This is a genomic window from Nocardia nova NBRC 15556, assembly GCF_001613005.1.
Classification (GTDB): Bacteria; Actinomycetota; Actinomycetes; order Mycobacteriales; family Mycobacteriaceae; genus Nocardia; species Nocardia nova.
Genome location: NZ_BDBN01000058.1, coordinates 18157 through 43010, shown reverse-complemented (window position 1 = coordinate 43010; position 24854 = coordinate 18157). Strand labels below are relative to the sequence as shown.

25 protein-coding genes and 1 tRNA gene are annotated in these 24854 nt (G+C 68.8%); 16 read left to right on the top strand and 10 right to left on the bottom strand.

All coding sequences use genetic code 11. The features are described 5' to 3' along the window. Position 1 precedes the first annotated feature (1 nt). From NN2_RS22610 to NN2_RS22585, 6 genes are all read left to right on the top strand, one after another. Positions 2 to 1141 (top strand): acyl-CoA dehydrogenase family protein, encoded by a 1140-nt coding sequence (locus NN2_RS22610; protein WP_063015862.1) that lies wholly within the window; start codon positions 2 to 4, stop codon positions 1139 to 1141. Between the two features lie 82 nt (positions 1142 to 1223). After that, positions 1224 to 2306, top strand: a complete 1083-nt coding sequence (locus tag NN2_RS22605) for an enoyl-CoA hydratase/isomerase family protein (RefSeq protein WP_063015861.1) — start codon at positions 1224 to 1226, stop codon at positions 2304 to 2306. A 5-nt stretch (positions 2307 to 2311) separates the two neighbouring features. Then, a complete protein-coding gene (mmsB, locus tag NN2_RS22600; protein ID WP_423423535.1) occupies positions 2312 to 3220 on the top strand; it encodes a 3-hydroxyisobutyrate dehydrogenase in 909 nt (302 codons plus the stop codon). Positions 3221 to 3236: 16 nt separating this feature from the next. After that, the gene (locus NN2_RS22595; protein WP_063015859.1) at positions 3237 to 4013 is read left to right on the top strand and encodes an enoyl-CoA hydratase; all 777 of its coding nucleotides are present in this window, start codon (positions 3237 to 3239) and stop codon (positions 4011 to 4013) included. Positions 4014 to 4066: 53 nt separating this feature from the next. Continuing rightward, positions 4067 to 4567 carry a DUF3558 family protein gene (locus tag NN2_RS22590; protein WP_169812434.1) on the top strand — a complete coding sequence of 167 codons (501 nt, stop codon included), beginning with the start codon at positions 4067 to 4069 and terminating at the stop codon, positions 4565 to 4567. 5 nt (positions 4568 to 4572) lie between these two features. Next, on the top strand, positions 4573 to 5079 hold the full coding sequence (locus NN2_RS22585) for a DUF3558 family protein (protein ID WP_104407629.1): 507 nt from the start codon (positions 4573 to 4575) through the stop codon (positions 5077 to 5079). A 7-nt stretch (positions 5080 to 5086) separates the two neighbouring features. Here the strand turns inward: NN2_RS22585 and NN2_RS22580 are convergent, their stop codons facing one another. The 3 genes from NN2_RS22580 to NN2_RS22570 form a co-directional block, all read right to left on the bottom strand. Further along, entirely contained in the window at positions 5087 to 6169 is a 1083-nt protein-coding gene (locus NN2_RS22580) for an Hsp70 family protein (RefSeq protein WP_063015856.1), read from the bottom strand. Between the two features lie 73 nt (positions 6170 to 6242). Further along, on the bottom strand, positions 6243 to 6779 hold the full coding sequence (locus NN2_RS22575) for a MarR family winged helix-turn-helix transcriptional regulator (RefSeq protein ID WP_030518305.1): 537 nt from the start codon (positions 6777 to 6779) through the stop codon (positions 6243 to 6245). A 62-nt stretch (positions 6780 to 6841) separates the two neighbouring features. Then, positions 6842 to 8251 carry a metallophosphoesterase gene (locus NN2_RS22570; RefSeq protein ID WP_063015855.1) on the bottom strand — a complete coding sequence of 470 codons (1410 nt, stop codon included), beginning with the start codon at positions 8249 to 8251 and terminating at the stop codon, positions 6842 to 6844. A 143-nt stretch (positions 8252 to 8394) separates the two neighbouring features. On the opposite strand from NN2_RS22570, the gene NN2_RS22565 reads away from it, so the two are divergent. Then, the gene (locus NN2_RS22565) at positions 8395 to 9429 is read left to right on the top strand and encodes an extracellular solute-binding protein (protein ID WP_063015854.1); all 1035 of its coding nucleotides are present in this window, start codon (positions 8395 to 8397) and stop codon (positions 9427 to 9429) included. A gap of 4 nt (positions 9430 to 9433) precedes the next feature. On the opposite strand, the gene NN2_RS22560 is transcribed toward NN2_RS22565, so the two are convergent. After that, positions 9434 to 10108 carry a hypothetical protein gene (locus NN2_RS22560; protein ID WP_063015853.1) on the bottom strand — a complete coding sequence of 225 codons (675 nt, stop codon included), beginning with the start codon at positions 10106 to 10108 and terminating at the stop codon, positions 9434 to 9436. A 194-nt stretch (positions 10109 to 10302) separates the two neighbouring features. Between NN2_RS22560 and NN2_RS22555 the strand changes: the two genes are divergently transcribed. Then, on the top strand, positions 10303 to 10713 hold the full coding sequence (locus tag NN2_RS22555; protein WP_146098777.1) for a hypothetical protein: 411 nt from the start codon (positions 10303 to 10305) through the stop codon (positions 10711 to 10713). Between the two features lie 7 nt (positions 10714 to 10720). On the opposite strand, the gene NN2_RS22550 is transcribed toward NN2_RS22555, so the two are convergent. Beyond that, on the bottom strand, positions 10721 to 11890 hold the full coding sequence (locus NN2_RS22550) for an FAD-dependent oxidoreductase (protein WP_063015851.1): 1170 nt from the start codon (positions 11888 to 11890) through the stop codon (positions 10721 to 10723). Between the two features lie 105 nt (positions 11891 to 11995). Here NN2_RS22550 and NN2_RS22545 point away from each other — a divergent pair, with 105 nt between their 5' ends. Then, a complete protein-coding gene (locus tag NN2_RS22545; protein ID WP_174555003.1) occupies positions 11996 to 12571 on the top strand; it encodes a TetR/AcrR family transcriptional regulator in 576 nt (191 codons plus the stop codon). A gap of 138 nt (positions 12572 to 12709) precedes the next feature. Here NN2_RS22545 and NN2_RS22540 read toward each other — a convergent pair whose 3' ends face one another. Continuing rightward, positions 12710 to 13198, bottom strand: a complete 489-nt coding sequence (locus tag NN2_RS22540; protein ID WP_063015849.1) for an FBP domain-containing protein — start codon at positions 13196 to 13198, stop codon at positions 12710 to 12712. Between the two features lie 82 nt (positions 13199 to 13280). Then, positions 13281 to 13874, bottom strand: coding sequence for a TetR/AcrR family transcriptional regulator (locus NN2_RS22535; protein WP_227462901.1), 594 nt, complete (start codon positions 13872 to 13874; stop codon positions 13281 to 13283). Between the two features lie 153 nt (positions 13875 to 14027). Between NN2_RS22535 and NN2_RS22530 the strand changes: the two genes are divergently transcribed. Both NN2_RS22530 and NN2_RS22525 read left to right on the top strand, forming a co-directional pair. Next, on the top strand, positions 14028 to 15443 hold the full coding sequence (locus tag NN2_RS22530) for an MFS transporter (protein WP_063015847.1): 1416 nt from the start codon (positions 14028 to 14030) through the stop codon (positions 15441 to 15443). Between the two features lie 162 nt (positions 15444 to 15605). Further along, on the top strand, positions 15606 to 16544 hold the full coding sequence (locus tag NN2_RS22525) for an undecaprenyl-diphosphate phosphatase (protein ID WP_063015846.1): 939 nt from the start codon (positions 15606 to 15608) through the stop codon (positions 16542 to 16544). 11 nt (positions 16545 to 16555) lie between these two features. On the opposite strand, the gene NN2_RS22520 is transcribed toward NN2_RS22525, so the two are convergent. The 3 genes from NN2_RS22520 to NN2_RS22510 form a co-directional block, all read right to left on the bottom strand. Then, positions 16556 to 16960, bottom strand: a complete 405-nt coding sequence (locus NN2_RS22520) for an SgcJ/EcaC family oxidoreductase (protein WP_063015845.1) — start codon at positions 16958 to 16960, stop codon at positions 16556 to 16558. Between the two features lie 261 nt (positions 16961 to 17221). Then, positions 17222 to 17294 (bottom strand) — tRNA-Arg (locus NN2_RS22515). 120 nt (positions 17295 to 17414) lie between these two features. Further along, positions 17415 to 17723, bottom strand: coding sequence for a hypothetical protein (locus tag NN2_RS22510; protein ID WP_063015844.1), 309 nt, complete (start codon positions 17721 to 17723; stop codon positions 17415 to 17417). A 135-nt stretch (positions 17724 to 17858) separates the two neighbouring features. On the opposite strand from NN2_RS22510, the gene argS reads away from it, so the two are divergent. From argS to thrB, 5 genes are all read left to right on the top strand, one after another. Then, entirely contained in the window at positions 17859 to 19517 is a 1659-nt protein-coding gene (gene argS, locus NN2_RS22505; RefSeq protein WP_063015843.1) for an arginine--tRNA ligase, read from the top strand. 40 nt (positions 19518 to 19557) lie between these two features. After that, on the top strand, positions 19558 to 20988 hold the full coding sequence (gene lysA / locus NN2_RS22500; RefSeq protein ID WP_063015842.1) for a diaminopimelate decarboxylase: 1431 nt from the start codon (positions 19558 to 19560) through the stop codon (positions 20986 to 20988). Further along, the gene (locus tag NN2_RS22495) at positions 20985 to 22385 is read left to right on the top strand and encodes a homoserine dehydrogenase (protein WP_063015841.1); all 1401 of its coding nucleotides are present in this window, start codon (positions 20985 to 20987) and stop codon (positions 22383 to 22385) included. The genes lysA and NN2_RS22495 overlap by 4 nt, the downstream gene beginning before the upstream one ends. Then, a complete protein-coding gene (gene thrC, locus NN2_RS22490; RefSeq protein ID WP_063015840.1) occupies positions 22382 to 23479 on the top strand; it encodes a threonine synthase in 1098 nt (365 codons plus the stop codon). The genes NN2_RS22495 and thrC overlap by 4 nt, the downstream gene beginning before the upstream one ends. Positions 23480 to 23576: 97 nt before the next feature. Next, the gene (gene thrB / locus NN2_RS22485) at positions 23577 to 24536 is read left to right on the top strand and encodes a homoserine kinase (RefSeq protein ID WP_063015876.1); all 960 of its coding nucleotides are present in this window, start codon (positions 23577 to 23579) and stop codon (positions 24534 to 24536) included. Positions 24537 to 24854: the final 318 nt, after the last annotated feature.

The following is a 24854-nucleotide window of genomic DNA, read 5'->3' as shown; positions in this document are numbered from 1 at the left end:
GATGTTCGTACTCGACGAGGACGAACAGGCGATCGTGGACACCGCGCGCAGTTTCGCCGACGAACTGCTCGCCCCGAACGCGCTGGAATGGGACGAGCACAAGCACTTCCCGATCGATGTGCTGCGCAAGGCCGGCTCGCTCGGCATGGGCGGCATCTACGTCGGTGAGGACGTCGGCGGTTCCGGATTGCGCCGCGTGGACGCGGTGCGGATCTTCGAACAGCTCGCCACCGGCTGCCCGGCGATCGCGGCCTACATCTCCATCCACAACATGGCCGCGTGGATGATCGACAGCTACGGCACCGAGGCCCAGCGCAACCGCTGGCTACCGGGGCTGACCTCGATGGATCTGCTGGCCAGCTACGCGCTCACCGAACCGGGCGTCGGCTCGGACGCGGCCGCGCTGAGCACCAGGGCCGTTCGCGACGGCGACGACTATCTGCTCACCGGGGTCAAGCAGTTCATCTCCGGTGCGGGCAGCACCGATGTGTATGTCCTGATGGCGCGGACCGACGACGCAGGCGCCCGCGGCATCTCGGCGTTCATCGTGCCCGCGGATACGCCCGGACTCTCCTTCGGCGCCAATGAGAAGAAGATGGGCTGGAACGCTCAGCCGACCCGGCAGGTCATCCTCGACGAGGCCCGGGTGCCGGCCGCGAATCTGCTCGGCGGTGAGGGCAACGGATTCCGGATCGCGATGAACGGCCTCAACGGCGGCCGGCTCAACATCGCGGCCTGCTCCCTCGGCGGCGGCCAGACCGCGCTGGACCGGACCGTGGCATATATGGCCCAGCGCAAGGCATTCGGGGCCCGGCTGCTCGACAACGCGGCACTGCAGTTCGACCTCGCCGATATGCGCACCTCGCTGGAGGCGGCGCGGACCCTGCTGTGGCGGGCGGCGGCCGCCCTCGACGCCGATGCCGCCGACAAGGTGGAGTTGTGCGCGATGGCCAAGCGCTTCGCCACCGATGCCGGATTCGAGGTGGCCAACAAGGCCCTGCAATTGCACGGTGGCTACGGCTATCTGGCCGAGTACGGAATCGAGAAGATCGTGCGCGACCTGCGCGTGCACCAGATTCTCGAGGGAACCAACGAGATCATGCGGGTCGTGGTGGCCCGCTCGGTGGTCGGCGCGGCATGAGCGGTCAGCGCCCGGAGGCGGCAGCCTGCGTAACCACGGAGGGCGCCCGCTCATGCCGAGCGGATACAGCGTAAGGAAGAATATGACCGAAGCAGAAGTACTGTTCGACAAGCGCGACGGCGTCGGCCTGATCACGCTCAACCGGCCCAAGGCCATCAACGCGCTCAATCATCCGATGGCGCAGGCGATTCTGTCGACCCTGCGCGAGTGGGCCGTCGACGACGAGGTCCGCACGGTGGTGCTGACCGGCGCGGGGGAACGCGGGCTGTGCGCGGGCGGCGATATCGTCGCCATCCACACAGACGCGAAGAACGCGGTGGCGCACGGCATTTCGCGCCACGACAGCGCCGATTCGCCGAGCGGCCGGTTCTGGCGCGACGAGTACATCCTCAACGCGCTGATCGGCAACTATCCGAAACCGTATGTCGCCGTGATGGACGGCATCGTGATGGGTGGCGGCGTGGGACTGTCCGCCCACGGCAATCGCCGCATCGTGACCGAGCGGTCGATGGTCGGCATGCCCGAGACCGGTATCGGTTTCATCCCCGATGTGGGCGGTACGTATCTGCTGGCGCGCACACCGGGTGAACTGGGTACTCACGTCGCCCTGACGACGGCGCGCATGGGCGCCGGAGATGCGATCGCGGCCGGGTTCGCCGACTATTTCGTTCCCGCCGAACGCATTCCGGATCTGCTGGCCGAACTGCGCCGCACCGATGCCGACGCCGCGATCGCGGCCGTCGCGCAGCCCGCGCCGGTGTCGGACCTTGCCGCGCAGCGGTCGTGGATCGACGCCTGCTACAGCGCCGACACGGTCGAGGAGATCGTCGCGCGGCTGCAGCGCCACGACGCCCCCGAGGCAGCCAAAGCGGCCGGCGACGTGTTGTCGAAATCGCCGGTGGCACTGAAGGTGACGTTGCGTTCCCTGCGCAACGCCCGCGCGGCGGCGAACCTGGAACAGGCGCTGGACGAGGAGTACCGGGTCTCGGTGGCCGCGCTGACCACGCACGATCTGGTCGAGGGCATCCGTGCCCAGGTGGTCGACAAGGACCGCAACCCGCAGTGGTCGCCCGCCACCCTCGCAGAGGTGTCGGAGGCGCTGGTGGACAGCTATTTCGCCGGTCTGGGCGACCGGGAACTCGGACTGAGCGGAGCACAGGAGTGACGAACGTGACGAAGGTGGCCTTCCTGGGCCTCGGGCATATGGGCGGCCCGATGGCGGCGAATCTGGTGCGTGCCGGATATCGGGTACTGGCCTACGACCCGGTGCCGGCCGCGCAGGAACAGGCCCGCGCCGACGGAGCGGAGGTCTTCGACACCGCCGCGGCGGCCGTGACCGAGGCCGAGATCGTGATCACCATGCTGCCCAACGGCCGCATCGTGCTCGACGTCTACGACAACGTACTGCCGTCCGCCAAGCCCGGGACCCTGTTCATCGACTGTTCCACCATCGACGTCGCCGACGCCAAGCGCGCCGCGGAAGTCGCTGTGGCAGCGGGACATCGGGCCCTGGACGCGCCGGTGTCGGGTGGCGTCGGCGGTGCCACCGCCGGCACCTTGACCTTCATGGTCGGCGGCGAGGCCGACGATTTCGCCGCGGCGCAGCCGGTGCTGGACGTGATGGGCGGCAAGGTCGTGCACTGCGGCGGCGCGGGGGTGGGCCAGGCCGCCAAGATCTGCAACAACATGATGCTGGGCATCTCGATGATCGGGCTGTCCGAGGCGATCGTGCTGGGCGAGAAGCTGGGCCTCACCCACGACAAGTTCTACGACGTGGTCTCCACCGCCTCGGGCCAGTGCTGGTCGCTGACCACCTATTGCCCGGTGCCGGGCCCGGTCCCGACCAGCCCGGCCAACAACGAGTACCGGCCCGGATTCGCCACCGCGTTGATGAACAAGGACCTGGGCCTGGCCGCGAACGCCCTGCGCGACAACGATGTCGAGGGACGGTTCGGTCTGCTGGCGGCCGAGATCTACGAGCAGTTCAACCGGTCGGCGGGGGACCTGGACTTCTCCGCTATCGTCACCGATATTCGCCGCCGTTCCGGCGCGAAGCCGGGCCAGGATTCCGGCGAGTAGCCGAGAAAGGGAAACAGTGACCGACTTCGAAACCATTCTGCTGGAGCGCACCGGACGCGTCGCGGTGATCACCCTGAATCGGCCGAAGGCACTCAACGCGTTGAATACGCAGGTGCTCACCGATATCACCGCCGCACTCGACGAGGTGGAGGCCGATGCCGGCATCGGCGCGGTGGTGCTGACCGGTTCGGAGAAGGCGTTCGCCGCCGGCGCCGATATCAAGGAGATGCAGTCCAAGTCCTATATGGACATGTTCCTCGCCGATTTCTTCCAGGGCTGGGACCGGGTCGGCGCGTTCCGCAAGCCGATCATCGCGGCGGTGGCCGGATACGCCCTCGGCGGCGGCTGCGAGCTGGCGATGATGTGCGACATCCTGATCGCCGCCGACACCGCGAAGTTCGGGCAGCCGGAAATCAAGCTGGGTGTGATTCCCGGCATGGGCGGCTCCCAGCGCCTGACCCGCGCGGTCGGCAAGGCCAAGGCCATGGATCTGATTCTCACCGGCCGCAATATGGATGCCGAGGAGGCCGAACGGGCCGGACTCGTGGCCCGCGTCGTCCCGGCGGCGGAACTGCTGTCCACCGCGTGCGAGGTCGCCGAGACCATCGCCGGCATGTCGCTGCCGTCGGTGATGATCGCCAAGGAGGCCGTGAACCGCTCGTACGAGACCACGCTCGGCGAGGGCTTGCGTTTCGAGCGCCGGGTGTTCCACTCGCTATTCGCCACCGAGGATCAGACCGAGGGCATGACCGCCTTCGTGGAGAAGCGCGCGGCGAACTTCGAACACCGCTGAGCAGTCTCGGCACGAGCGGTCGCGTGCCCGGGAATTCCCGTACGCTCATCGGCGTGAGATGGGTAGTCGCCGCGGTCACGGTGGCCACCGCTGTGGTGGTGGCGGGATGTGGCGCGTCCGGGCCCGCGCCGGTCACGACGAGTCCGGCCCCGGCGCCGGTCTCCGCGCAGGCACTGGCGGTCGCCGAGTGCGGGTCCGCCACCGATGCGGATGTCGTTGCCGCAACAGGCATTTCCGGGTTCCAGCAGGTGTCGGCCAATCCGCTGCGCTGCCGGTGGGAGGCGGCCGCCGGCACCGCGGTGACCTTCGAATGGTTCCGTGCCAGTCCGATCGCCGCGCATACCGCCACCGACCCCGCGGCCCAGGCGGCGCCGCTGCGGATCGGCGACCACACCGGCCGGATCTTCTCCACACCGCAGTGGTGTGAGGCCGCCGTCGATTCCGGTGCCGCGGATTTCGTCGACTGGCGTGCCGACGAGCCGCAACCCGCTGCGGCACAAGCCTGTTCGGCCGTGCGGCAGCTGGCCGCGGCGACCCTGGCGAAGGCGGGGTGACGACGATGCGCCGAGCGCGCCGGCTCCTCGTCGCGGTGGCGTTGATCGCCGCCGCGGCCGGATGTTCCTCGGGGCCGACGCCCGCGCAGCGGCCGGCGCAGGCCGAGGACGAACTCCTGCAGGGGTGCGGCCCGGAAACCGATGCCGAGATCGCGAATCTGGTGCACGCCACCGCCGTTCACCGCGAGGGCGGACCGACCGTCTGTGCCTGGGAGGGCAACTACCCGGACGGCGGCGTCGTCGATATCACCTACGCCTGGTTCGCGCGGGACTCGCTGTTGCGCGACGGCCAGGTCGCCGCGGCGCTCGGCTACCGCACCGAGCATCTGGTGATCGGCAGTTTCGGTGGGCTCATCTGGCACGATCCCCGGGATCCCGGCAGTTGCGGGGTCTCGGCCGCCGATTCCGGGACTGTCACCTACTGGGTGCAGAACCGCTCCCGCCTCGCCACCCCGGACCCGTGCGCCGCGGCGACGGACGCGGAGAAGGCGACCGTCAAACTGGACGGATGATCCGCCGTCACTTCCCGGGTGGGGGTTCGGCACTGCTGCCCGCGACCTCCACGGGACGTGCCGGTGTGCCGTCGTGCGCGGGCCGTGCCGCATCGTGCCCGGTGACCAGCAAGCCGGTGACCGTCGCGCCGAGCGCCGCGGTCACCGCCAGCGCCGCGACCACCTTGCGTCGCGATACCGCCGGCCGCGGCGTCGAGGCCGCCGATCCGCACTGCGGCGGGGTGAATCGGATACCGCGTACCCGGCGCGCCGACGGTTGTTCCGTGGCCATCAGTACCGCGCCGCGAGCGGAGACGAAATCGGGCTCCGGATCGTAGATCACCGGCAGATCCAGCAGCTGCTCGAGCGACTCGCGGATACTCGGGCTGCGTGTGCAGCCGCCGAGCAGCGCCACCGCCCGCGGCGGGACCCCGGTCTCCTCGATCAACTGCCGCACATACGACACCGAATGGTGGATTCCGGCCACGACCAGATCGTGGAAGTCGCTGCGGGTCACCACGATTCGCATGCCCGAGCGGGGATCGCCGGCGGTCACCACCCGGGTGCCGCTGAGCTGTTCCTTGTATTCGCGCCCGGTGGCATTGTCGATCTCGACACCACCGTGCGCGAGATGCCAGCGCAGCAGGGCGTCGTGGCCGTCGCCGCCCAGGAGGGTGCTGCGCTTACCGGCCAGAATGGCCTGGGTGCGGCAATCGGCCTCGGTGAGGGTGAGCCCGGAGCTGCCGAGGTCGTAGAGCAGCACCGCACCCTCGTCGGGCAGCTGTCCGCTGAACCGCAGATAGCGCAGCTGGGCCGGCGGTTCGTCGATGATGGTGAGCCGGCTGCGTCCGGCCGCGGCCCGGATGGCCTCGGCATGCAGGGCGCAGCGTGAGGTGACGGCGATGCCGGTGACGAATTCGTCGCGGTCGGCCGCGGAGGCCCGCATCGCGTCGATGGCCTGGAAGACCGGCTCCTCGACCCCGGCTCCCGCGCGACGAGCGACCACGCAGCGATCGATCGGCGGCAGATGGGGCTGATCGGAGTGGGTGAGCATGGCGCGCGCGCCACCAGCGCCCGCCGACACGCCCAGGACCAGCACCATGGCGTCCATGGTGAACCTTTCGGCCGCCGATGGGAAGGCAGCGCCCCGGGATGTCGCTGCCGGAATGCCGGCAACCCGGTGGTCAGGCCCAGCGAGTCGGTGTGTCGCCGCTGTCGAAGTCCCCCGCCTCGCGCCGGAATTCCGCCAGCAACTGCAGCAGCAGGTGGAGACGCTCCGGGGGCAGCCCCGGCCGGGCGAAGACCTTCTCGTTCAACTCCCGGGTGGCCGCCGCCGCCAGATCGCGCCCGGCGGCCGTGATCTCGATCAGGGTTGCCCGGCGGTCGCTGGGGTGTGGTACTCGTTTGACCAGTTGGGCGGCTTCGAGCCGATCGACGGTATTGGTCACACTCGTCGGGTGAACCTGCAGCCGGGCGCTGGCCGTCGCCATCGGCAGGGCCCCGGTCTTGCTGAAGCTGAGCAGCGTCAGCAGTTCGTAGCGGGAGAACGTCAGTCCCGACGGGCGCAGTGCCTCGTCGACCCGGGCCATCACGATCTGCTGGGCACGCACCAGGGAGGTCACCGCCGCCATCCCGTCGGCGACATCGCCCCAGCCGTGCGAGGTCCACTGGCGGTGGGCCTCTTCGATGGGGTCCAGCGGAAGCGGGCGAGGTGCGGCCATACCGCCGAGTGTATTTGCCCGTCCGCTCCCACGCTGCGGTCCGGAGTCGCCGAATCGGTAATTCAGGACAGTCCCGAAAGATCACCGAGGACAACATGGTTGCGATCGGCCGTGCTGCCCAGTGTGTATTCGGGCATCAACCCGAGATATTCGGCCCGGCTGCGGGTGCTCCACCGCCGCGCGTCCGCGGTGCGGGTTTTGTAGAAATTGACCATGTAGCCGCCTTCGTAGAGGCGCAGCAGGGTGTAGCCACCCGGATACTCCTTCACCGCGCCCACTTCCAGAAATTCCACCCGGAGCGGGATGTCGGGCCGGGTGCGGCGATTGCGGTGGGTATGGCCCGCATGGTGGAAGAACACCCCGGGCGTCGCTTGATACAGCTGTTGCAGGGTGAGCGCGTCCGATCGATTCAGCACGAAATTCGGCCCGGCGAGATTGGTCAGGCCCGATTCCGCGGTGACCGGATGATGTCCGAAGACGACCGTCGGCCGATCAGGGTCGCGGTTCAGTGATTCCCGCAGGCGATCGAATTGCCCGGGACCGATACTGCCCCCGGATCCGTCGAGTTCGGTGGTGTCGAGCCCGATCAGCCGCAACCCGCCGAGCCGGTGCTCGCTGAATTGTTCCGGGGGAAGGAAGGATTCGCCCCAGCAGTCGTGGTGATCGGCGGTCACCGTCGGGCAGGCGGCGTAGTCGGCGCCGGTATGCGGCCGGTCGTGATTGCCGCGCGCGGCGAACCAGTCCCGTCCCTCGATTCCCCAGGCGTCCAGCCGGTTTCGTACGGTCCGGGTCTGCTCGGGAGTAGCTTCCGCGGTCAGATCACCGGCCAGGATCAGATGGTCGGCGCCGCGATCCGGTAGGCGTAGATCGTCGAGCAACGCCCCCAGCATCACCTCGGGGTAGGGCGGCAGTCCCGGTTCCTGCCGCACACCCGGTGGCAGGCCGGCGGCGATGATGCCGCTGGTCTCCTCACCGATGTGCACGTCGTTGCAGAGAGCGAGGGTGCGCAGCAGCCGGCCCGGGGGAGCGACCAGAGTGGTGAATTCGCCGGTGCATTCGGGTGCGTCCGGCAGATGGGTGACCAGCTCCGGCGCCGGTACCGCCCGCACGCCGTCCGACCATGCCTCGAATCGATACCGCCGCCCCGGTTCCAGACCGTCGATCTGCGCGTAGTGATACGGCGTCCGATCGGCGCCCGCCACGGCAACCGTCCGGGCGGGACCGGTGGAATCCGCGGGAGCCAACCGGATTTCGGTGCCCGCATCGACCGGTACCGGGGTTCCCGACGCATCGACGCCGAGGGTCGTCCAGGTGATGATCGCAGACGTGTCGGTGATCGTGACCACCTCGAGATCGGTCGCGCGCAGTGAATCAGCCTGGGCCCGAGCCGAACCCGGGAGTACGAGCGGTGCGGCGGCCGCCGCGGCCAGAGCCGCGAGCAGCCGGCGGCGATTCGGCCCGCAGCAGGTCATCGTCGCTCCCTCGGAGGTGGTCGGTTCCGATCCGAAGCCGACCCTACCCAGATCGGCGCCATACCGCGTTTCGTGTCGCTAACCCACGCGGTAGGTTGGCTAGCCGGTCGCCTCGGCGCAATTTCCGATCGGAAGGACGGTCCATGGCAACGGCGCAGCAGCACGAACGCACCCGATGGAAACTCGTGCTCGGCGTGGTGGCGCTGGCCGCCTCGGCGCTGGTCACCGCCTGTTCGGCGTCGTCGGACGCGCCGGAGATCGTGGTCTACAACGCACACGATCAACGCCTGACCCGGCAGTGGGCCGACCTTTTCACCGAGCAGACCGGAATCCGGGTGACGCTGCGCGACGGCGCCGATGCCGAAGTCGCCGACCAGGTGCTGGCCGAGGGGGATCGATCGCCCGCCGATGTGGTTGTCACCGAGAATTCACCGGCCATGGCCCGGATCGAACGCGCCGGGCTGTTCGCCGACCTCGATCCCGCCACCCTCGCGCAGGTGCCGGAACGGTTCCGCCCGAATTCGGGTCACTGGACCGGAATCGCCGCGCGCGCAACCGCTTTCGTTGTCCATCCGGCCGAGATTCCGCCCGCCGAGCTGCCCGCCGGGTTGCTGGACCTGCAACAGCCACAGTGGCACGGCCGCTGGACCACGGATCCGCACGGCGCGGATTTCCAGGCGATCGTCGCGGCGCTGCTGGAACTCGACGGCGAGAACGCCACGCGCGCGTGGCTGCACGGGGTGAAGGACAACGCGTCCGTCGCGCCGAACGGTTTCGCCGCACTGAAATCCGTCGGCGCGGGCGGGGTCGGCGGCGCGCTGGTCTTCGCCACCGACTGGTACCGCGCGCAGCTCGCGCCCGAGCGGATCACCGGTCCCTCGGTGCCGCATTATTTCCGCGGCGGCGATCCGGGCGGATACCTCTCGCTGTCCGGTGCGGGCGTGCTGAAATCGAGCCGGCACGCCGCCGACGCGCAGCGTTTCGTGCGATTCGTGACGGCCGCGGCCGGTCAGGGTCTGCTCAGCGGCGGGGCGGCCATGGAGTATCCGGTGGCCCCCGGCGTACCCGCCGACCCGGCGCTGCCGCCGCTGGATTCACTGGACCCGCCGCGCGTGAATCCGAGCGACCTCGACCCGGTGAGGGTCGAGGCGCTGATGCGCGAGGCGGGGCTGCTCTGATCCGCTACGAGGCGGTCAGGTCGTAGCGGTACCTGCTGGTAGGGATGACGTCGAGGTCGCGATCGGCGCCGAAGGTCGCGACGCTGGCCATCATGCGACCGGCGCGGCGCTGCAACTCCGCGTCGTCACCACCGCTGCCCCAGAACGCGTGCTGGTCGGTCATCGCATCCATCGGGAACAGTTCCTCGACCAGCGCGTCCACCCGCGGCCCCGGAGTCACCGCGGCGACCACCGTGTTCTGCACATAACCGAAGGTGGCCTGGGTTTCGATCGCCACTGTCGTATGGCGATCCTGCCAGTTGTGCAGCCATTCGGCGCGGCTCAGTTCCTTCGGAATTCGCAGCAGCGCGATATTGGCCAGTGCGTCGTAGCGGGTTCCGTCCGGGGGCCGCGCGGTGGTGAGCGGTTCGCGTTCTTCCACGATCCAGCCGTTGATCCGCTCGGCGACGCCGCTGAGCACATCGGTGATCGGCCCGTTCTGCCCTTCGCTCCAGACGGCGACGATCGCGGCGACCGGTTCGTCGTAGCTGCTCACCCGCAGTTGTGCGGCGGCGACGTCGGCATCGCCGATGTTGACCTGCAGTTCGGTCGCCCCCGCGGCGGCCAGCCGCCGGTGGAAATCCGGCGCGTGGAGGATATCCGCGAGATCCGGCCCCCAGAGGGCGTACATCAATTTCATGCCGGATCCTTTCGGGGAACTGCGTTCGGCTGCGACGACGGTAATTCCGTCTACCGCGCGACACTCGCGATTCGCCGAACCCGGTCCCGCTCACCGGGACCGAATCGGATGCCGGATCGCCGCGCATGTGCGACGGTCCGGACGGGTCGGTCGCCTACAGTGAGAGCGACATTCATCCGGTGAGAGGAGACCAGGTGCGCCGCATACTGTTCGCGATGACGCTGTGTGCCGCTGTACTGCCCGCGCTCGCCTGCTCCGCCGAGGCCGACCGCGCACCGGCGGGTACATCGGCGCCCGCGTCCGCGCCCGCGGCTGCCGACCACGGCACCAACGGCACGATCGAGGTGGTGGCCACCCACGGTCCCGAGAAGTACGCCGCCGCCGGCCTCGCCGCGGGCATCACCACCTGTCAGGCCGGTTCGGTGCTGGCGACCCTGACCACCGGCCGCGACGGCAAGGCCCACCAGGATGTCGCCGCCGACTGCTATCAGGTGCAGGTGACGTCGGTGCCGATGGGATGCCGGTTGGCCACCGACACCGCCGAGAAGGTCGATGTGGTGGCCGGCCGGACCGCGACGGCGGAGTTCGGATTGGCCTGCGCCTGAGCGCATGTCACCGGTTGGCGAGTTCGGCGAGCCGGTAGGCCAGCGTCGTGCGCACCGCCGGAACGCGGGTGACGAGGCGGATCGCGGTATTGCGCAGCAGGCGGGCCGGGCGCGGGCGCAGGGTAGCCATCCGGGTCATGCGATCGGTGAAGGCGACCACGTCCAGCGCGACCGGGCGGCGGGTGCGCTCGTACTCGTCGAGCAGCGTGTCGGGTTCACCGCGCAGGACCCGGGCCAGCAGCGTGCCCAGTAGCGCGGCGTCCTGAATGCCGGTGTTCATTCCCTGCCCACCGGCGGGGCTGTGCACGTGTGCGGCGTCTCCGGCCAGCAGAATCCGCCCGGCGCGGTACCGGTCGGCCACGCGGTGATGTACGCGGAAACGCGAGCTCCACAACACCTCTCGCACCGTGGCGCCGGGGCAGCGGGCATCGAGCAGCGCCTGCACTTGCGCGCGGGTGGGCTGTTCGGGTGCTTCGGCGACGGTGGCGACGATGCGGAAACGATCGTGCTCGGGGTCCGGCAGCGGCGCGACGACGGTGATGCCCTCCGGTGAGACGTGCAGCGATACTTCGTCGCGGGGCGCGGGCCAGTCCATCCGCACATCCGCGAGGACGAACGATTCCGGATAGGTGGCGCCGGTGAATCCGATTCCCGCCGCCTCGCGGACCCGGCTGTGCATCCCGTCCGCCCCGATGACGTAACCGGCCCGGATCGACCCGGATTCACCTGCGGCATCGGTGAATTCGACGGTGACCGCCTGCTCGCCCGGCATTACCGCGGTGACCTCGACGGGCCGCAGAACCGTTCCGCCCGCCCGCTGCAGCCGGTCGAGCAGGACCGCCTCGGTCGTCTCCTGGCCGATCATCAGCGTGTAGGGGAACGGTGTGGGCAGCCCGGAGAAATCGATGGTGGTCAGCCGATCGGTGCCTTCGTACATGACGAAGCGCGGTACCTCCAGGCCGCGATCGTGCAGGTCCGCGGCGATGCCGAATCCGTCGAGGACCTCCAAGGTCCGGGCATGGACCACCGCGGCGCGGGATGTGTTCGCCCCGGCGGCCAGCCGATCCAGCAGGACCACGTCGGCGCCGGCATCGGCGAGCGCGATCGCGGCGGTCAGCCCGGCGGGCCCGGCGCCGACGATGACGACCGCGGCGGTGGCGGGAACGGTGCTGTTCATGGCTACTCCCTCAGTTTGCCAACCTGTGTTGGCCAACGGCTGTTGACTTAAGAATAAGGTCGCGGCCGCTGGAAAGTCAACAGTTGTTGGCCTACGGTTGTGGGCATGAGTGAGGAAACTGCGCCGCGCCGCTCGGACGTCACCCGCGCGGCGATTCTGGAGGCGGCTCGCCGGCATTTCGCCCGCGAGGGATTCGCCAAGGCGACCATTCGGGCCATCGCCGCCGACGCCGGCATCGATCCGTCGATGGTGATGCGGTACTACGGCAACAAGGACGGCCTGTTCGACGCGGCGCTCGACGTCGATCTCGGCCTCCCGGATCTGGCGGCGGTGGCCGAGGACGAGTTGGGTGAGACGGTCGCGCGACGGTTCCTGGAACTCTGGGAGACGCCACCGAGTAACGAACTGCTGCTGACCCTGCTGCGTTCGTCGGTGTCGGACGAGGCTGTGGCGCAACGGTTTCAACGCGTCTTCGCCGAACAGCTGATGCCGATGGTAACCCGGGTCGGTGATCCCGCGGACGCGCCGCGGCGAGCCGGATTGGTGGTCTCGCAGATTCTGGGACTGGCGGTGTGCCGCTATGTGCTGCGTCTGCCGCCCGTGGTGGCGTTGACGGCCGAGGAGATCGTCGCGGAGATCGGTGCGACGGTGCAGCGGTATCTGGTGTCGGTGCCGAAGTGAGGGTCCGAGTGGTCCGGAGGTGGACATGAAAATGCCCCGAGTCCGGCGGGCTCGGGGCATCAGGGCTGCGGCGCGGTCCTCGAGTGTCGGCGCACGGCATCTACCTCCGTTCGATCGGGTGGGCGCTGTCCTGGTCGGTCAGCTGTAGAGACGCTCGACGAATGCGCGCAGGTTCGTGCGCACCCGCTCGGCCTTCTCCTCGTCGGTCAGATCCTCGCGGTAGCGGTTGCCCAGCGCCGGACGCTTCTTGTTGCGCGCGTACAGCGAACAGGCGAGATCGGTGCACATGTAGATGCCGATCGAATTACCGCGCCGCCCGGAGTCGCCGACCTTGTGCGCGGTGAGCAGCGACACGCCACTACCGGTATGCGTGGTCAGGCAGATCGAGCACAGCTGGGCCCGGCCGGATACGCCCGTCTCGTAGCGCAGGGCCACGCCGACCAGCCGATCGTCCTGCGGGGTCACCAGATAGGCGCGGCCCGGCATCGACCGATCGTTCCAGCCGAAGAAGTCCAGGTCGTCCCACGGTTGCGCGTCGAGATCCCGGGGGACCGGCATGCGTTTGGCCTCGCCCTTGGAACAGTTCACGAACGACGAGCGGATCTCGCGTTCGGTCAGTGGTTGCACGTGTTCACTCCCTTCCGAATGGATGAATGGAAAACGGAGCGAGGCTACGGCCACCGATCGCGGCGGGCAATCGAATATCGGCTCAGCCGGTGGTCCGCAGGCCGGCCAGGGTGACCGTGATCAGCCGTTCGGCCGCATCGGGTGATGTCTCGCACGCGACGCCGATCCCGTGGCCCAGGCGCAACAGATCGCGTGGTTCGATCTCCGGGCGGATCAACCCGGCGTCCTGGGCGGGTTGCAGGACCGAGGTCGCGGCGTCGGTGATCAGATTCGAGCACAGCGTGAAGGTCTGCGATCCGCGGTCGATGGCGGCCTTGAGGGTCACCGCCAGACTGCGTTTGTCCATCACGAACCGCACCTGGGCGCGGAACCACTGCTCCAGGGCCTCGAGCGGGGGGAGGGTTTCGGTCAGCTCGGCGGCGAGTTCGGCCAACGCCTCGATGCTCGATCGGTAGACGGCCTCGATGAGTGCGTCCCGGTTGGGAAAGTGCCGGTAGAGGGTGCCCGGCCCCACCGCAGCGCGGCGCGCGACCTCGTCGAGGGGCGCCTCGGGACCGTGTTCGGCGAACGCCTCGCGCGCGCATTCGAGTATGCGCTCGTAGTTACGCCGCGCATCCGCGCGCATCGGACGCGGCGGCGCCGCGCGCCCGGACCCCTGTGTCGACGGTGCGCTCACGATTCCTCCAGTGGAAACGGACGAACTCTCCGCTTAGTCTTGCGTAACCGGAGAACTTCTCCATATGCTATCTCCATTGGAAACGGAGACATTCTCCGTTTTAGTTCCGCATCCGATGGAGCCTCCTTGTCTACCTCCACGACCTCTACCTCCGTGCTTTCCTCGTCTGCGCAGGCCGGCGCACCGCCCGGCCGCCTGCGCTCCGGCATCGTGCTCGTCACGCTGCTGACCTGCCAGTTGATGATCGTGCTCGACATCACCGTCATGAATGTGGCGCTGCCGCGCATTCAGCACGATCTGCACTTCAGCGCCACCGGCCTGTCCTGGGTGATGAACGCCTACACGCTGGTCTTCGGTGGGCTGCTGCTGCTCGGCGGCCGGGCCGGTGACCTGTTCGGACGCCGGCGCCTGTTCATCCTCGGGACCGTGCTCTTCACCCTCGCCTCCCTCGGCGGCGGTCTGGCGCCGTCGGCCGCCTGGCTGATCGTCGCGCGCATCGTGCAGGGCCTGGGCGGCGCGATGGCCGGACCGAATACTCTCGCCCTGCTCACCACCACATTCGCCGATCCGAAGATGCGGGTCCGGGTGCTCGCCCTGTTCTCCGGAATGTCGAGTGCGGGATTCGCGATCGGGTTGATCCTGGGCGGGCTGCTGACCCAGTGGCTGAGCTGGCGCTCGGTGCTGTTCATCAACGTGCCGTTCGGACTGGTGGTGGCCCTGCTGGCGGTGCGGTATCTGCCCGACGCGCCGCGCCGTCGCGCGCACCTCGACCTCCCCGGAGCGGTGACCGCGACGGGTGCGGTGGCCGCGTTGGTCTACGGCTTCATCAGTGCCGCGGCGCACGGCTGGGACGATGTGACGACCGATGTGTCGCTCACGGTCGGCGTCGTCGCACTGGTGGCGTTCCTGCTCATCGAACGCCGCGCCGTCCAGCCGCTGCTGCCCCTGCACCTGTTCGCCGACCGCAATCGCGCCGCCGCGTACGCGAATATGTTCCTCGGCCCGATGGCGGGAACCTCGATGTTCTTCTTCCTCACCCAGTATCTGCAGGAAGTGCGGGGAATGAGCGCGCTGGCAACGGGTTTCGCCTTTCTGCCGACCGCGGTGACGATGTTCACCATGATCCGGCTGATTCCCCGCCTGCTGCCCCGTTTCGGACCCAAGCCGGTGACGCTGGTGGGGACGGCCGCGATGATCGCCGGACTGGTCCTGCTCACCCTGCTCGATACCGATACCGGTTACTTCCCGCTGCTCGCGGTGGCGACGGTCTTGATGGGATGCGGTATCGGCCTGGCATTTTCGCCGCTGAACGTGATCATCATGGCGAATGTGGCGCCTGAGGAGGCCGGTGCGGCGGGCGGTGCGCTGCAGACGCTGCAGCAGACCGGTGCGGCGCTGGGGCTGGCGGTGCTGGTCACGGTCTTCGGCACCGCTGTCCGGGCCGCGTCCGGCTCGGCCGTGCATGTGCTCGTCTCCGGCATCACGACCGCCTTCGCCGCGGCGGCGGGGATCGCGGTACTGACATTGCTTGTGGCGTCGACATTTCGGAGCGTACGGACGCAGCGGTGAGTGCCGGGACGGCGGCCCTCGGAGATGCCCCAGGGCCGCCGTCCTCGATATCCAAGATCAACTTCGGGCATATCGGACGATTCGAAACTCATTGTCGCGCAGTGACTTATCCGAGATTCGGCTCACAGGAACCTTTATGATTGCCGTGCGAAACTCGTCGCGATGCTCACCTATTTCGAAGCGATGGTCATCGGCGCGGTGCAGGGTTTCACCGAGCTGTTCCCGATCTCCAGTCTCGGACATTCGGTTCTCGTGGCGGCCTGGCTGGGTGGACGCTGGGGAGCGCTGGCCGACCGGGGCGGAACCGAATCCGCCGCAACCTATTTGGCGTTCGTCGTCGCCCTGCACGTGGCGACGGCGGTCGCGCTGGTGATCTACTACCGGCGCGACTGGTGCGCGATCATCGTCGGATTCGTCGAGATGGTGCGGACACGGCGCTTGGATACCGTTCCGCAGCGGCTGGCCTGGTTGATCATCGTCGCGACCGTGCCGGTCGCGGTGCTCGGCCCGCTGCTCGAACATCCCCTGCACGATGTCTTCGCGGCTCCGTTGTGCGCCGCGGCCTTTCTGACCGTCAACGGCGTGGTGCTGGTCGTCGGCGAGGGGCTGCGTCGCCGCAACGAGCCCACCCTCGCCGAATACGGCCGTCGCTTCGCCCTGAACCAGGCGAACGGCCGAACTCGCACGGCGACAACGCTTTCCCTCCCGCAATCGGACCGCCGCTTGGCGGCCCTCGACTCCCGGGACGCGGTCGGCATCGGCCTGGCTCAGGCCGGCGCCCTCCTCACCGGCTTCAGCCGGGCCGGCCTCACCATGGTCGGCGGTCTCTGGCGCGGTCTGGAGCACGAACACGCCGCCAAATTCGCCTTCCTCCTCGCCACCCCCGCGATCTTCGGCGCCGGGATTGTCGACCTCCCGGACCTGATATCCCCACGCGCCGAGGTGATCTGGGGGCCGATCCTCGTCGGCGCGGTGGTGTCCGGTGTCACGTCGTGGTTCGCCGTGCGCTATCTCGAACGCTACTTCCAGACTCGAACCCTGTTGCCGTTCGCGGCGTACTGCGTGATCGTGGGGGTGGTGTCGATCGTTCGATTCGGGTGAGTGGCGAGCCGCTAGCGCGCCGCGGCGGGGCTGTTGTGGTACGCGGCAACCGTCCACTTGCCGTCGCGCCGGTGCAGGATCCAGGTCGCGTTGACGTACCGGTCGGCGGGGACGTCGGTTTCCCCGGCGAACAGAATCGCGGCCCTGCTGACCACCACGGCGTGGTCCGCGCCGAGGAATCGGATATCTCCGATGTCGTCGATGACGGTCGAGTTCGCGAGAACGGTCGCGAAACTGTCCGCCATACCCTGCCGGATCTCCGCCCGGCTGCGCCGATAGGTCCCCGGCATGATCGCCGTGGCGTCCTCGGCGTAGTCCGCGACGAAAGCGTCGGCGTCCCCGGCCGCCCAGGCCTTGTACTGCTCGGCCAAGATCTGCGCGATGGCGGCCGAGTCGTCGGTTCGAGTCGTGGTCATGGCATGTCCTTCGTTCGTCGGCGTGGCCCTCGTTCGGGCCGTACACCCCTCCGACGCGCGAGCATCCCCGGAATCGACAACCCGAACGGGACTGTGTGCCTACTGGCCCGACCGGACCGTCCTGAATGGGGTGTGGGAGCCGCCCCGGCAAAGCGAGCTACTGAATTCTCCAGCGGTCCGGACCACAACTGCGCGCGCAGAAGGTGTGGACGAAAAAAAAGCCCCTGACCAGTGCATCGCTGGTCAGGGGTCTGTTTTCTGTGCCCTCGGCAGGATTCGAACCTGCGGCCTTCTGCTCCGGAGGCAGACGCTCTATCCCCTGAGCTACGAGGGCGGGGATTGGACCCGGTCGACACCAGTGGATACGTCGTCCGATCGGGCGGGGAAAGCGTATCGCATCACACGGCGTGCGCCAAAAGACAGGTCCGAGCAGGGATTGCGCGGCGGCGCGGCATCAACGCGTCGGCATCGGCGCACCCGGCATGCCGGGAATGGCAGGGATGCCGGGGATGCCGGCGGGGAGTTCGTCCATCTGACCGGTGGGCGGGACGGCCTTCTCCTTGTCGGCGTGGTGGCGCGATTTGGGGACGAAATAGACGACCAGGGCGACGACCAAGGCGGCGATCACCACGACCGCGCCGACCAGCGCCCAGGGAACACGCCGGTGCTTCGGCGGGTTGGAATTACCGTTGTACGCCCCGCCGGGGGCGGATTTCGCGGCGGCACGAATCGCCTTGGCTGATTTCGCGCTGGTGTTCGGCATCGGCGTAGCGCTCTCTTCGGGTATGTCGGAGGGGTACGGGCGCGGCGGGCCGGGGCCGCCGGTGCCGGATGCCGGGTGCGCCGAGCAGGTGCCCGCTGGCGGCGCACACCCGCTCGGACCATAGGATAGAGACTCGTGACTCCAGCTGACCTTGCAGAACTCCTTCGTGCGACCGCGGCGAAGGTGCTCGTCGAACGTGGATCCGACCCTGCGGTCCTGCCCGACGAGGTCAAGGTGGAGCGTCCCCGTAATCCGGAACACGGAGACTATGCCACGAATGTGGCCATGCAGGTGGGCAAGAAGGCCGGAATGAATCCGCGCGAACTGGCCGGTCTGCTGGCCGACGCGCTGGCCGCCACCGACGGCATCGAATCGGCCGATGTGGCCGGTCCGGGCTTCCTCAACATCCGTCTCGCCGCGGCCGCCCAGGGCGCCATCGTGGAGCAGATCCGCGCCGCGGGCGCCGCCTACGGCACCGCGCAGACGCTCGCCGGCACCAAGATCAACCTGGAGTTCGTCTCCGCCAATCCGACCGGCCCGGTCCATCTGGGCGGCACCCGCTGGGCCTCGGTCGGCGACGCGCTGGGCCGCATCCTGGCCGCTCAGGGCGCCGACGTGACCCGCGAGTACTACTTCAACGACCACGGCGCGCAGATCGACCGCTTCGCCGAATCGCTGGTCGCCGCCGCCACCGGCGCGCCCACCCCGGAGAACGGCTACGCCGGTGCCTACATCTCCGATATCGCCGGCCAGATCACCGCCGCGCATCCGGATGCGGTGACGCTGCCGGAGGACGAGCGGCACGAACTGTTCCGCCGCGAGGGTGTCGAGCTGATGTTCGCCCACATCAAGCAGACGCTGCACGATTTCGGCACCGATTTCGACGTGTACTTCAACGAGAGCTCGCTGTTCGCCTCCGGTGCCGTCGAGAAGGCGCTCGACCAGCTCAAGGCCTCGGGCAACCTGTACGAGAAGGACGGCGCCTGGTGGATCGCCAGCACCGAATACGGTGACGACAAGGACCGCGTCGTCATCAAGAGCGACGGCAAATCCGCCTATATCGGCGGCGACATCGCCTACTTCCAGAACAAGCGCTCGCGCGGGTTCGATCTCTGCATCTACATGCTCGGCGCCGACCATCACGGCTACATCGGCCGGTTGAAGGCGGCGGCGGCCGCGTTCGGCGACGATCCGGACACCGTCGAGGTGCTGATCGGCCAGATGGTGAATCTGTTGCGCGACGGTGTGGCGGTGCGGATGAGCAAGCGCGCCGGCACGGTCGTCACACTCGACGATCTGGTCGAGGCGATCGGCGTCGACGCCGCCCGCTACGTGCTGGTGCGCAGTTCGGTGAACTCGAGTATCGATATCGACCTGGATCTGTGGACCAAGCAGAGCAGTGAGAATCCGGTCTACTACGTGCAGTACGCGCACGCCCGCACCTGTGCGGTCGCCCGCAACGCCACGGACTTCGGATTCGCCGGTGTCACACCGGATCTCGGTCTGCTGTCCGCCGACGAGGAGGGTGAGCTGATCCGCACCCTCGGCGAGTTCCCGGCCGTGGTGGCGAGCGCGGCGAGCCTGCGTGAACCGCACCGCGTGGCCCGTTATCTGGAGGAACTGGCCGGCGCCTACCACCGCTTCCAGACCAACAAGACGCTGCGGATCCTGCCGCAGAACGACGACCCGGTCCTGCCGGTCAACGCCGCCCGCCTGCAACTGGTCGACGCCACCCGTCAGGTGCTGTCCAACGGTCTGGCGCTGCTGGGCGTATCCGCCCCGGAGCGCATGTGAACCGCCGTCGGTCAGGTCATCGTGTGAGGAAGGAATTATTGTGAGTGCGCATCCGGCGGGACCTCGGCACGCCGAGATCCCCCACGCCCCCAACCTGCCGGAGCGGCCCGCCGACCCCCGCGCGATGATCGACCTGCCCGAAAAGGTCTGGCCCCGCAACGCCTCTCGCGACGCCGACGGCGTGGTGCGCCTGGCCGGTATGCCCGTCACGCAGCTCGCCGCCGAATTCGGCACGCCGCTGTTCGTGGTCGACGAGGACGACTTCCGTTCCCGCTGCCGCGATATGGTCCGCGCCTTCGGGCCCGGCGCGCGAGTCCACTACGCGTCCAAGGCATTTCTGTGCGGCGAGATCGCGCGCTGGGTGCGTGACGAGGGTCTGCACCTGGACGTGTGTTCCGGCGGTGAACTGGCCGTGGCGCTGCACGGCGGCTTCCCCGCCGAGCGAATCGCCTTGCACGGCAACAACAAATCGGTCGCCGAGCTGGAGCAGGCCGTCGCGGCGGGCGTCGGGCACGTCGTGGTCGACTCGCTGATCGAAATCGAGCGCCTGGAGTCGGTCGCCGCCCGCGCGGGCGTGGTGCAGGACGTGTTGGTCCGCGTCACCGTCGGCGTGGAAGCGCATACGCACGAATACATTTCGACCGCGCACGAGGATCAGAAGTTCGGCTTCTCGATCGCCGGCGGCGATGCGATGGAGGCGTTGGCCCGGGTCTTCGAGGCGGACAATCTGCGCCTGGTCGGCCTGCACAGCCACATCGGATCGCAGATCTTCGACATCGACGGCTTCGAGATCTCGGCGCGGCGCATGTTGCGACTGCTGCGCGATGCGATCGAGAAGTTCGGCGTCGAGCGCACCGAACAGATCGCGATCCTGGATCTCGGTGGCGGCCTGGGCATTTCGTATCTGCCGAGCGACGATCCGCCGCCGCTGGACGACTTCGCCGCGAAGGTGCGCGACATCGTCGAGGTGGAGGCGGCGCAGATCGGCCTGCCCACCCCGACCATCGCGGTGGAGCCCGGCCGCGCGATCGCCGGCCCCGGCACCGTCACCCTCTACGAGGTCGGTACCACAAAGGACGTCTCGCTCGACGCGGGCGCGCAGCGCCGCTACGTCAGCGTCGACGGCGGGATGAGCGACAACATTCGCCCCGCGCTGTATCAGGCCGACTACGACTGCCGGCTGGTCTCGCGCTCCAGCGAGTCCGCCCCCGTGGTGGCGCGTGTGGTCGGAAAGCATTGTGAGAGTGGCGATATCGTCATCCGGGACACGTGGATGCCCGCCGACGTCGGACCGGGAGACCTGGTTGCGGTCGCGGCCACGGGAGCGTACTGCTATTCGATGGCCAGCCGCTACAACATGCTCACCCGCCCGGCCGTGGTCGCGGTCCGCGACGGGCAGGCGCGGCTGCTGCTGCGCCGCGAGACGGTGGCGGATCTGATGAGCCTGGAAGCGACGGAGGTGCACTCATGACCGAGGCGACGAACCAGGCCCGAGGCGGTGCGTTCGGAATCGAACATCCCATCGGGGTCGCGGTGCTCGGCATGGGCAATGTCGGCACCGAGGTGGTGCGCATCCTGCGCGAGCACGCCGACGACCTGCGCTCGCGGGTCGGCGCCCCGGTGGTGCTGCGGGGCGTCGCGGTGCGGCGCCTCGACGTCGACCGCGGCATTCCGGCCGAGCTGCTGACCACCGACGCCGAAGCGCTGGTCGCCCGCGACGACGTCGACCTGGTGGTCGAGGTGATGGGCGGTATCGATCCGGCTCGCAAGCTGATCCTGTCCGCGCTCAACGGCGGCAAATCGGTGGTGACCGCGAACAAGGCGCTGCTGGCCGACTACACCGGTGAGCTGGCCGCGGCGGCCGAGGGCAGCCGCGCCGACCTGTACTTCGAGGCCGCGGTCGCCGGCGCCATCCCGGTGGTGCGCCCGCTGATCCAGTCGATGTCCGGCGACCGGGTGAACCGGGTGGTCGGAATCGTCAACGGCACAACGAATTTCATTCTCTCGGCGATGGACGAGACCGGCGCCGACTACACCGATACGCTCGCCGAGGCGACCCGGCTCGGTTATGCCGAAGCCGATCCCACCGCCGATGTCGAGGGGTACGACGCCGCCGCCAAGGCCGCGATCCTGGCCTCGCTGGCCTTCCACACCCGCGTCACCGCGGCCGATGTCTACCGCGAGGGCATTTCGAAGATCACCGCCGAGGATCTGGAGACCGCGGCGGCGGTCGGCTGCACCGTGAAGCTGCTGGCCATCTGCGAGCGGATGCCCGGCGGCGAGCGGCTGTCGATGGACGGTTCGGCGGTGGCCGCGCCGGGGGAAGCGGGCAGCACGCCCGCCGGTAAGGACCGGGTGTCGGTGCGCGTCTACCCGGCGCTGATCCCGCGGCGGCATCCGCTGTCGTCGGTGAACGGCGCCTTCAACGCGGTGGTGGTCGAGGCCGAGAACGCCGGCCGGCTGATGTTCTACGGCCAGGGCGCGGGCGGCGCGCCGACCGCCTCGGCCGTCATGGGCGATCTGGTGATGGCGGCCCGCAACAAGTTCTACGGTGGCCGCGCACCGGGTGAATCGGTTTATGCTGAGCTGCCGATCGCGCCGATCGGCGACATCCCGACCCGCTATCACGTGAACCTGCAGGTTGCCGACCGCACCGGGGTTCTGCAGGCGGTGTCCGGCAAATTCGCCGAGCACGGTGTCAGCATCTCGACGGTCCGCCAGGAGGGACACGACGAGGGCGCCCGACTGGTCGTGGTCACCCACCACGCACCGGAGTCGGCGCTGGCCGATACGGTGGCAGCACTTGCCGAGCTGGAATCCGTCACGTCCGTGACCAGCGTCTTGAGATTGGAAGGCACCGAGGAATGAGTCAGACAGGAGCGCCGCCGTCGGCCGGGGCCGTGCACACTCCGTGGCCGGGGCTGATCGCCGCCTATCGGGAACGCCTGGCGGTCGGCGCCGATTGGGAGCCGGTCACCCTCTACGAGGGCGGCACGCCGCTGGTGCCCGCGCATCACCTGTCCGAGCTCACGGGCTGTGAGGTGTATCTCAAGGTCGAGGGCCTCAACCCGACCGGTTCCTTCAAGGACCGCGGCATGACCATGGCGATGACCGATGCGAAGGCCCGCGGCCAGAAGGCGGTGCTGTGCGCCTCCACGGGTAACACCTCCGCGTCGGCGGCGGCCTACGCCACCCGGGCCGGCATGCACTGCGCGGTGCTGATCCCGCAGGGCAAGATCGCGATGGGCAAGCTCGCGCAGGCGGTCATGCTCGGCGCCAAGATCATTCAGGTCGAGGGCAATTTCGACGACTGCCTCGAGCTGGCCCGCAAGGTCACCTCGGACTTTCCCGAGGTCGGTCTCGTGAACTCGGTCAACCCGGCCCGCATCGAGGGGCAGAAGACCGCGGCCTTCGAGATCTGCGACGCGCTGGGCAAGGCCCCCGATGTGCACGCCCTGCCGGTCGGCAACGCGGGCAACATCACCGCGTACTGGAAGGGCTACAGCGAATATCACGCCGACGGCCTCACCGCGAGCCGTCCGCGCATGCTCGGTGTGCAGGCCGCCGGGGCCGCGCCGCTGGTCAACGGCGCGCCGGTGAAGGACCCCGAAACCATCGCGACCGCGATCCGGATCGGCGCGCCCGCGTCCTGGAACAGCGCGGTGGCCGCCAAGGAGCAGTCCGGCGGCGCCTTCCGGGCCGCCACCGACGAGGAGATCCTCGCCGCGTACCGCCTGGTCGCGAGCACCGAGGGCGTCTTCGTGGAACCCGCCTCGGCCGCGAGCGTGGCCGGTCTGCTGGCCGCGCGCAAGGAGGGCTGGCTCGATTCCGGGCTCACCGTCGTGTGCACCGTCACCGGCAACGGTCTCAAGGATCCCGACACCGCGCTGCTGGGTATGCCCGCGGTCGAGGCGATCGCGGTCGATCCGGTAGCGGTGGCTCGCGAGCTCGAGTTGGCCTGAGTTGAGTGCGCGCGAAGGTCAGCTCAGTGAGCGGGCGCGGCGAGTCGACCCCGCAGCGCCTTCGTCGGACGGCGCCGAGCGACAGCACGGTGCCGCGGTGACGCGAACCCTGCCCCCCGGAATCACCGTCACGGCCCGGGTGCCCGCCTCCAGCGCCAATCTCGGCCCCGGATTCGATTCGCTCGGTATCGCTTTGGGGCTGTACGACGAAATCGTGGTACGTACCACCGATTCCGGGCTTACCATCCGAGTGGAGGGTGAGGGCGCCGACGACGTTCCTTGGGGCCCTTCACATCTGGTGGTGCGCGCGATCGAACGCGGTCTGGAAGCCGCGGGCGTGTGGGCCGACGGGCTGGACGTGGTGTGCCGCAACGTCATTCCGCATTCGCGCGGGCTGGGATCCTCGGCCTCGGCGGCGGTCGGCGGACTCGCCGCCGCGCGCGGACTGGCCGCGAAATTCGACCCGGCGCTCACGGGTTCGGATGCCGAATTGGTGCAGCTGGCTTCGGAATTCGAGGGACATCCCGACAACGCGGCCGCCAGCGTGCTCGGCGGCATCGTGGTGTCGTGGACCGAATCCGACCGGGCCGGCGAACTCGACGCGAGCAGCTCGGTCGAGCGCTACCAGCGCGTCTACCGTGCGGTGCGGCTGGATCCGCACCCGCGACTGCGTGCGACGGTGCTGATCCCGCAGGAGCGGTCCTCGACCGCGCACACCCGCGGCCTGCTGCCGGAGATGGTCCCGCACGGCGACGCCGCGTTCAACGTCAGCCGCGCCGCACTGTCGGTGGTCGCCCTGACCGAGCGTCCCGACCTGCTCCTGCCCGCGACCCAGGACCGTCTGCACCAGGGTTATCGCGCCGCCGCGCTGCCGCTGACCACCGCCTGGATCACCCGGCTGCGCACCGCCGGACTCGCCGCGATGGTGTCGGGCGCCGGTCCGACCATCCTGGCGCTGGGCACCGGAGAATTTCCGGACGACCTGCGCAAACTCGCCGAGGACGACGGTCTGCGCGTCGTCGAACCCGACATTTCCGCGGGTGTACGCGTGGATTGATGGCGTGGCTGCCTTGCTGACGTGGTCATACAGAGCTATCCTGAGCACGTCCGTACATCGTGCGCGTCAGACGCCGGTGCTTCATCAGGGCAATCGCTCCAGCAGGCTCCTTGCTCAAGCTCGGTGGCTCGGGGGCTCGAATCACTCGGGACTTCGACCTCGACGTCGGGGACAGCGACTGGAATGATCACTCCCACTCAATGAACCGGTGGCCGTGACCAGGTGGTGATTCCATCGGTCCGGCGGGGCAGGCGATACGGCATCCGAGCTCGGCACAGTGATCGGGCTTCGGGACGAACCCTCGAATATGCACACGGC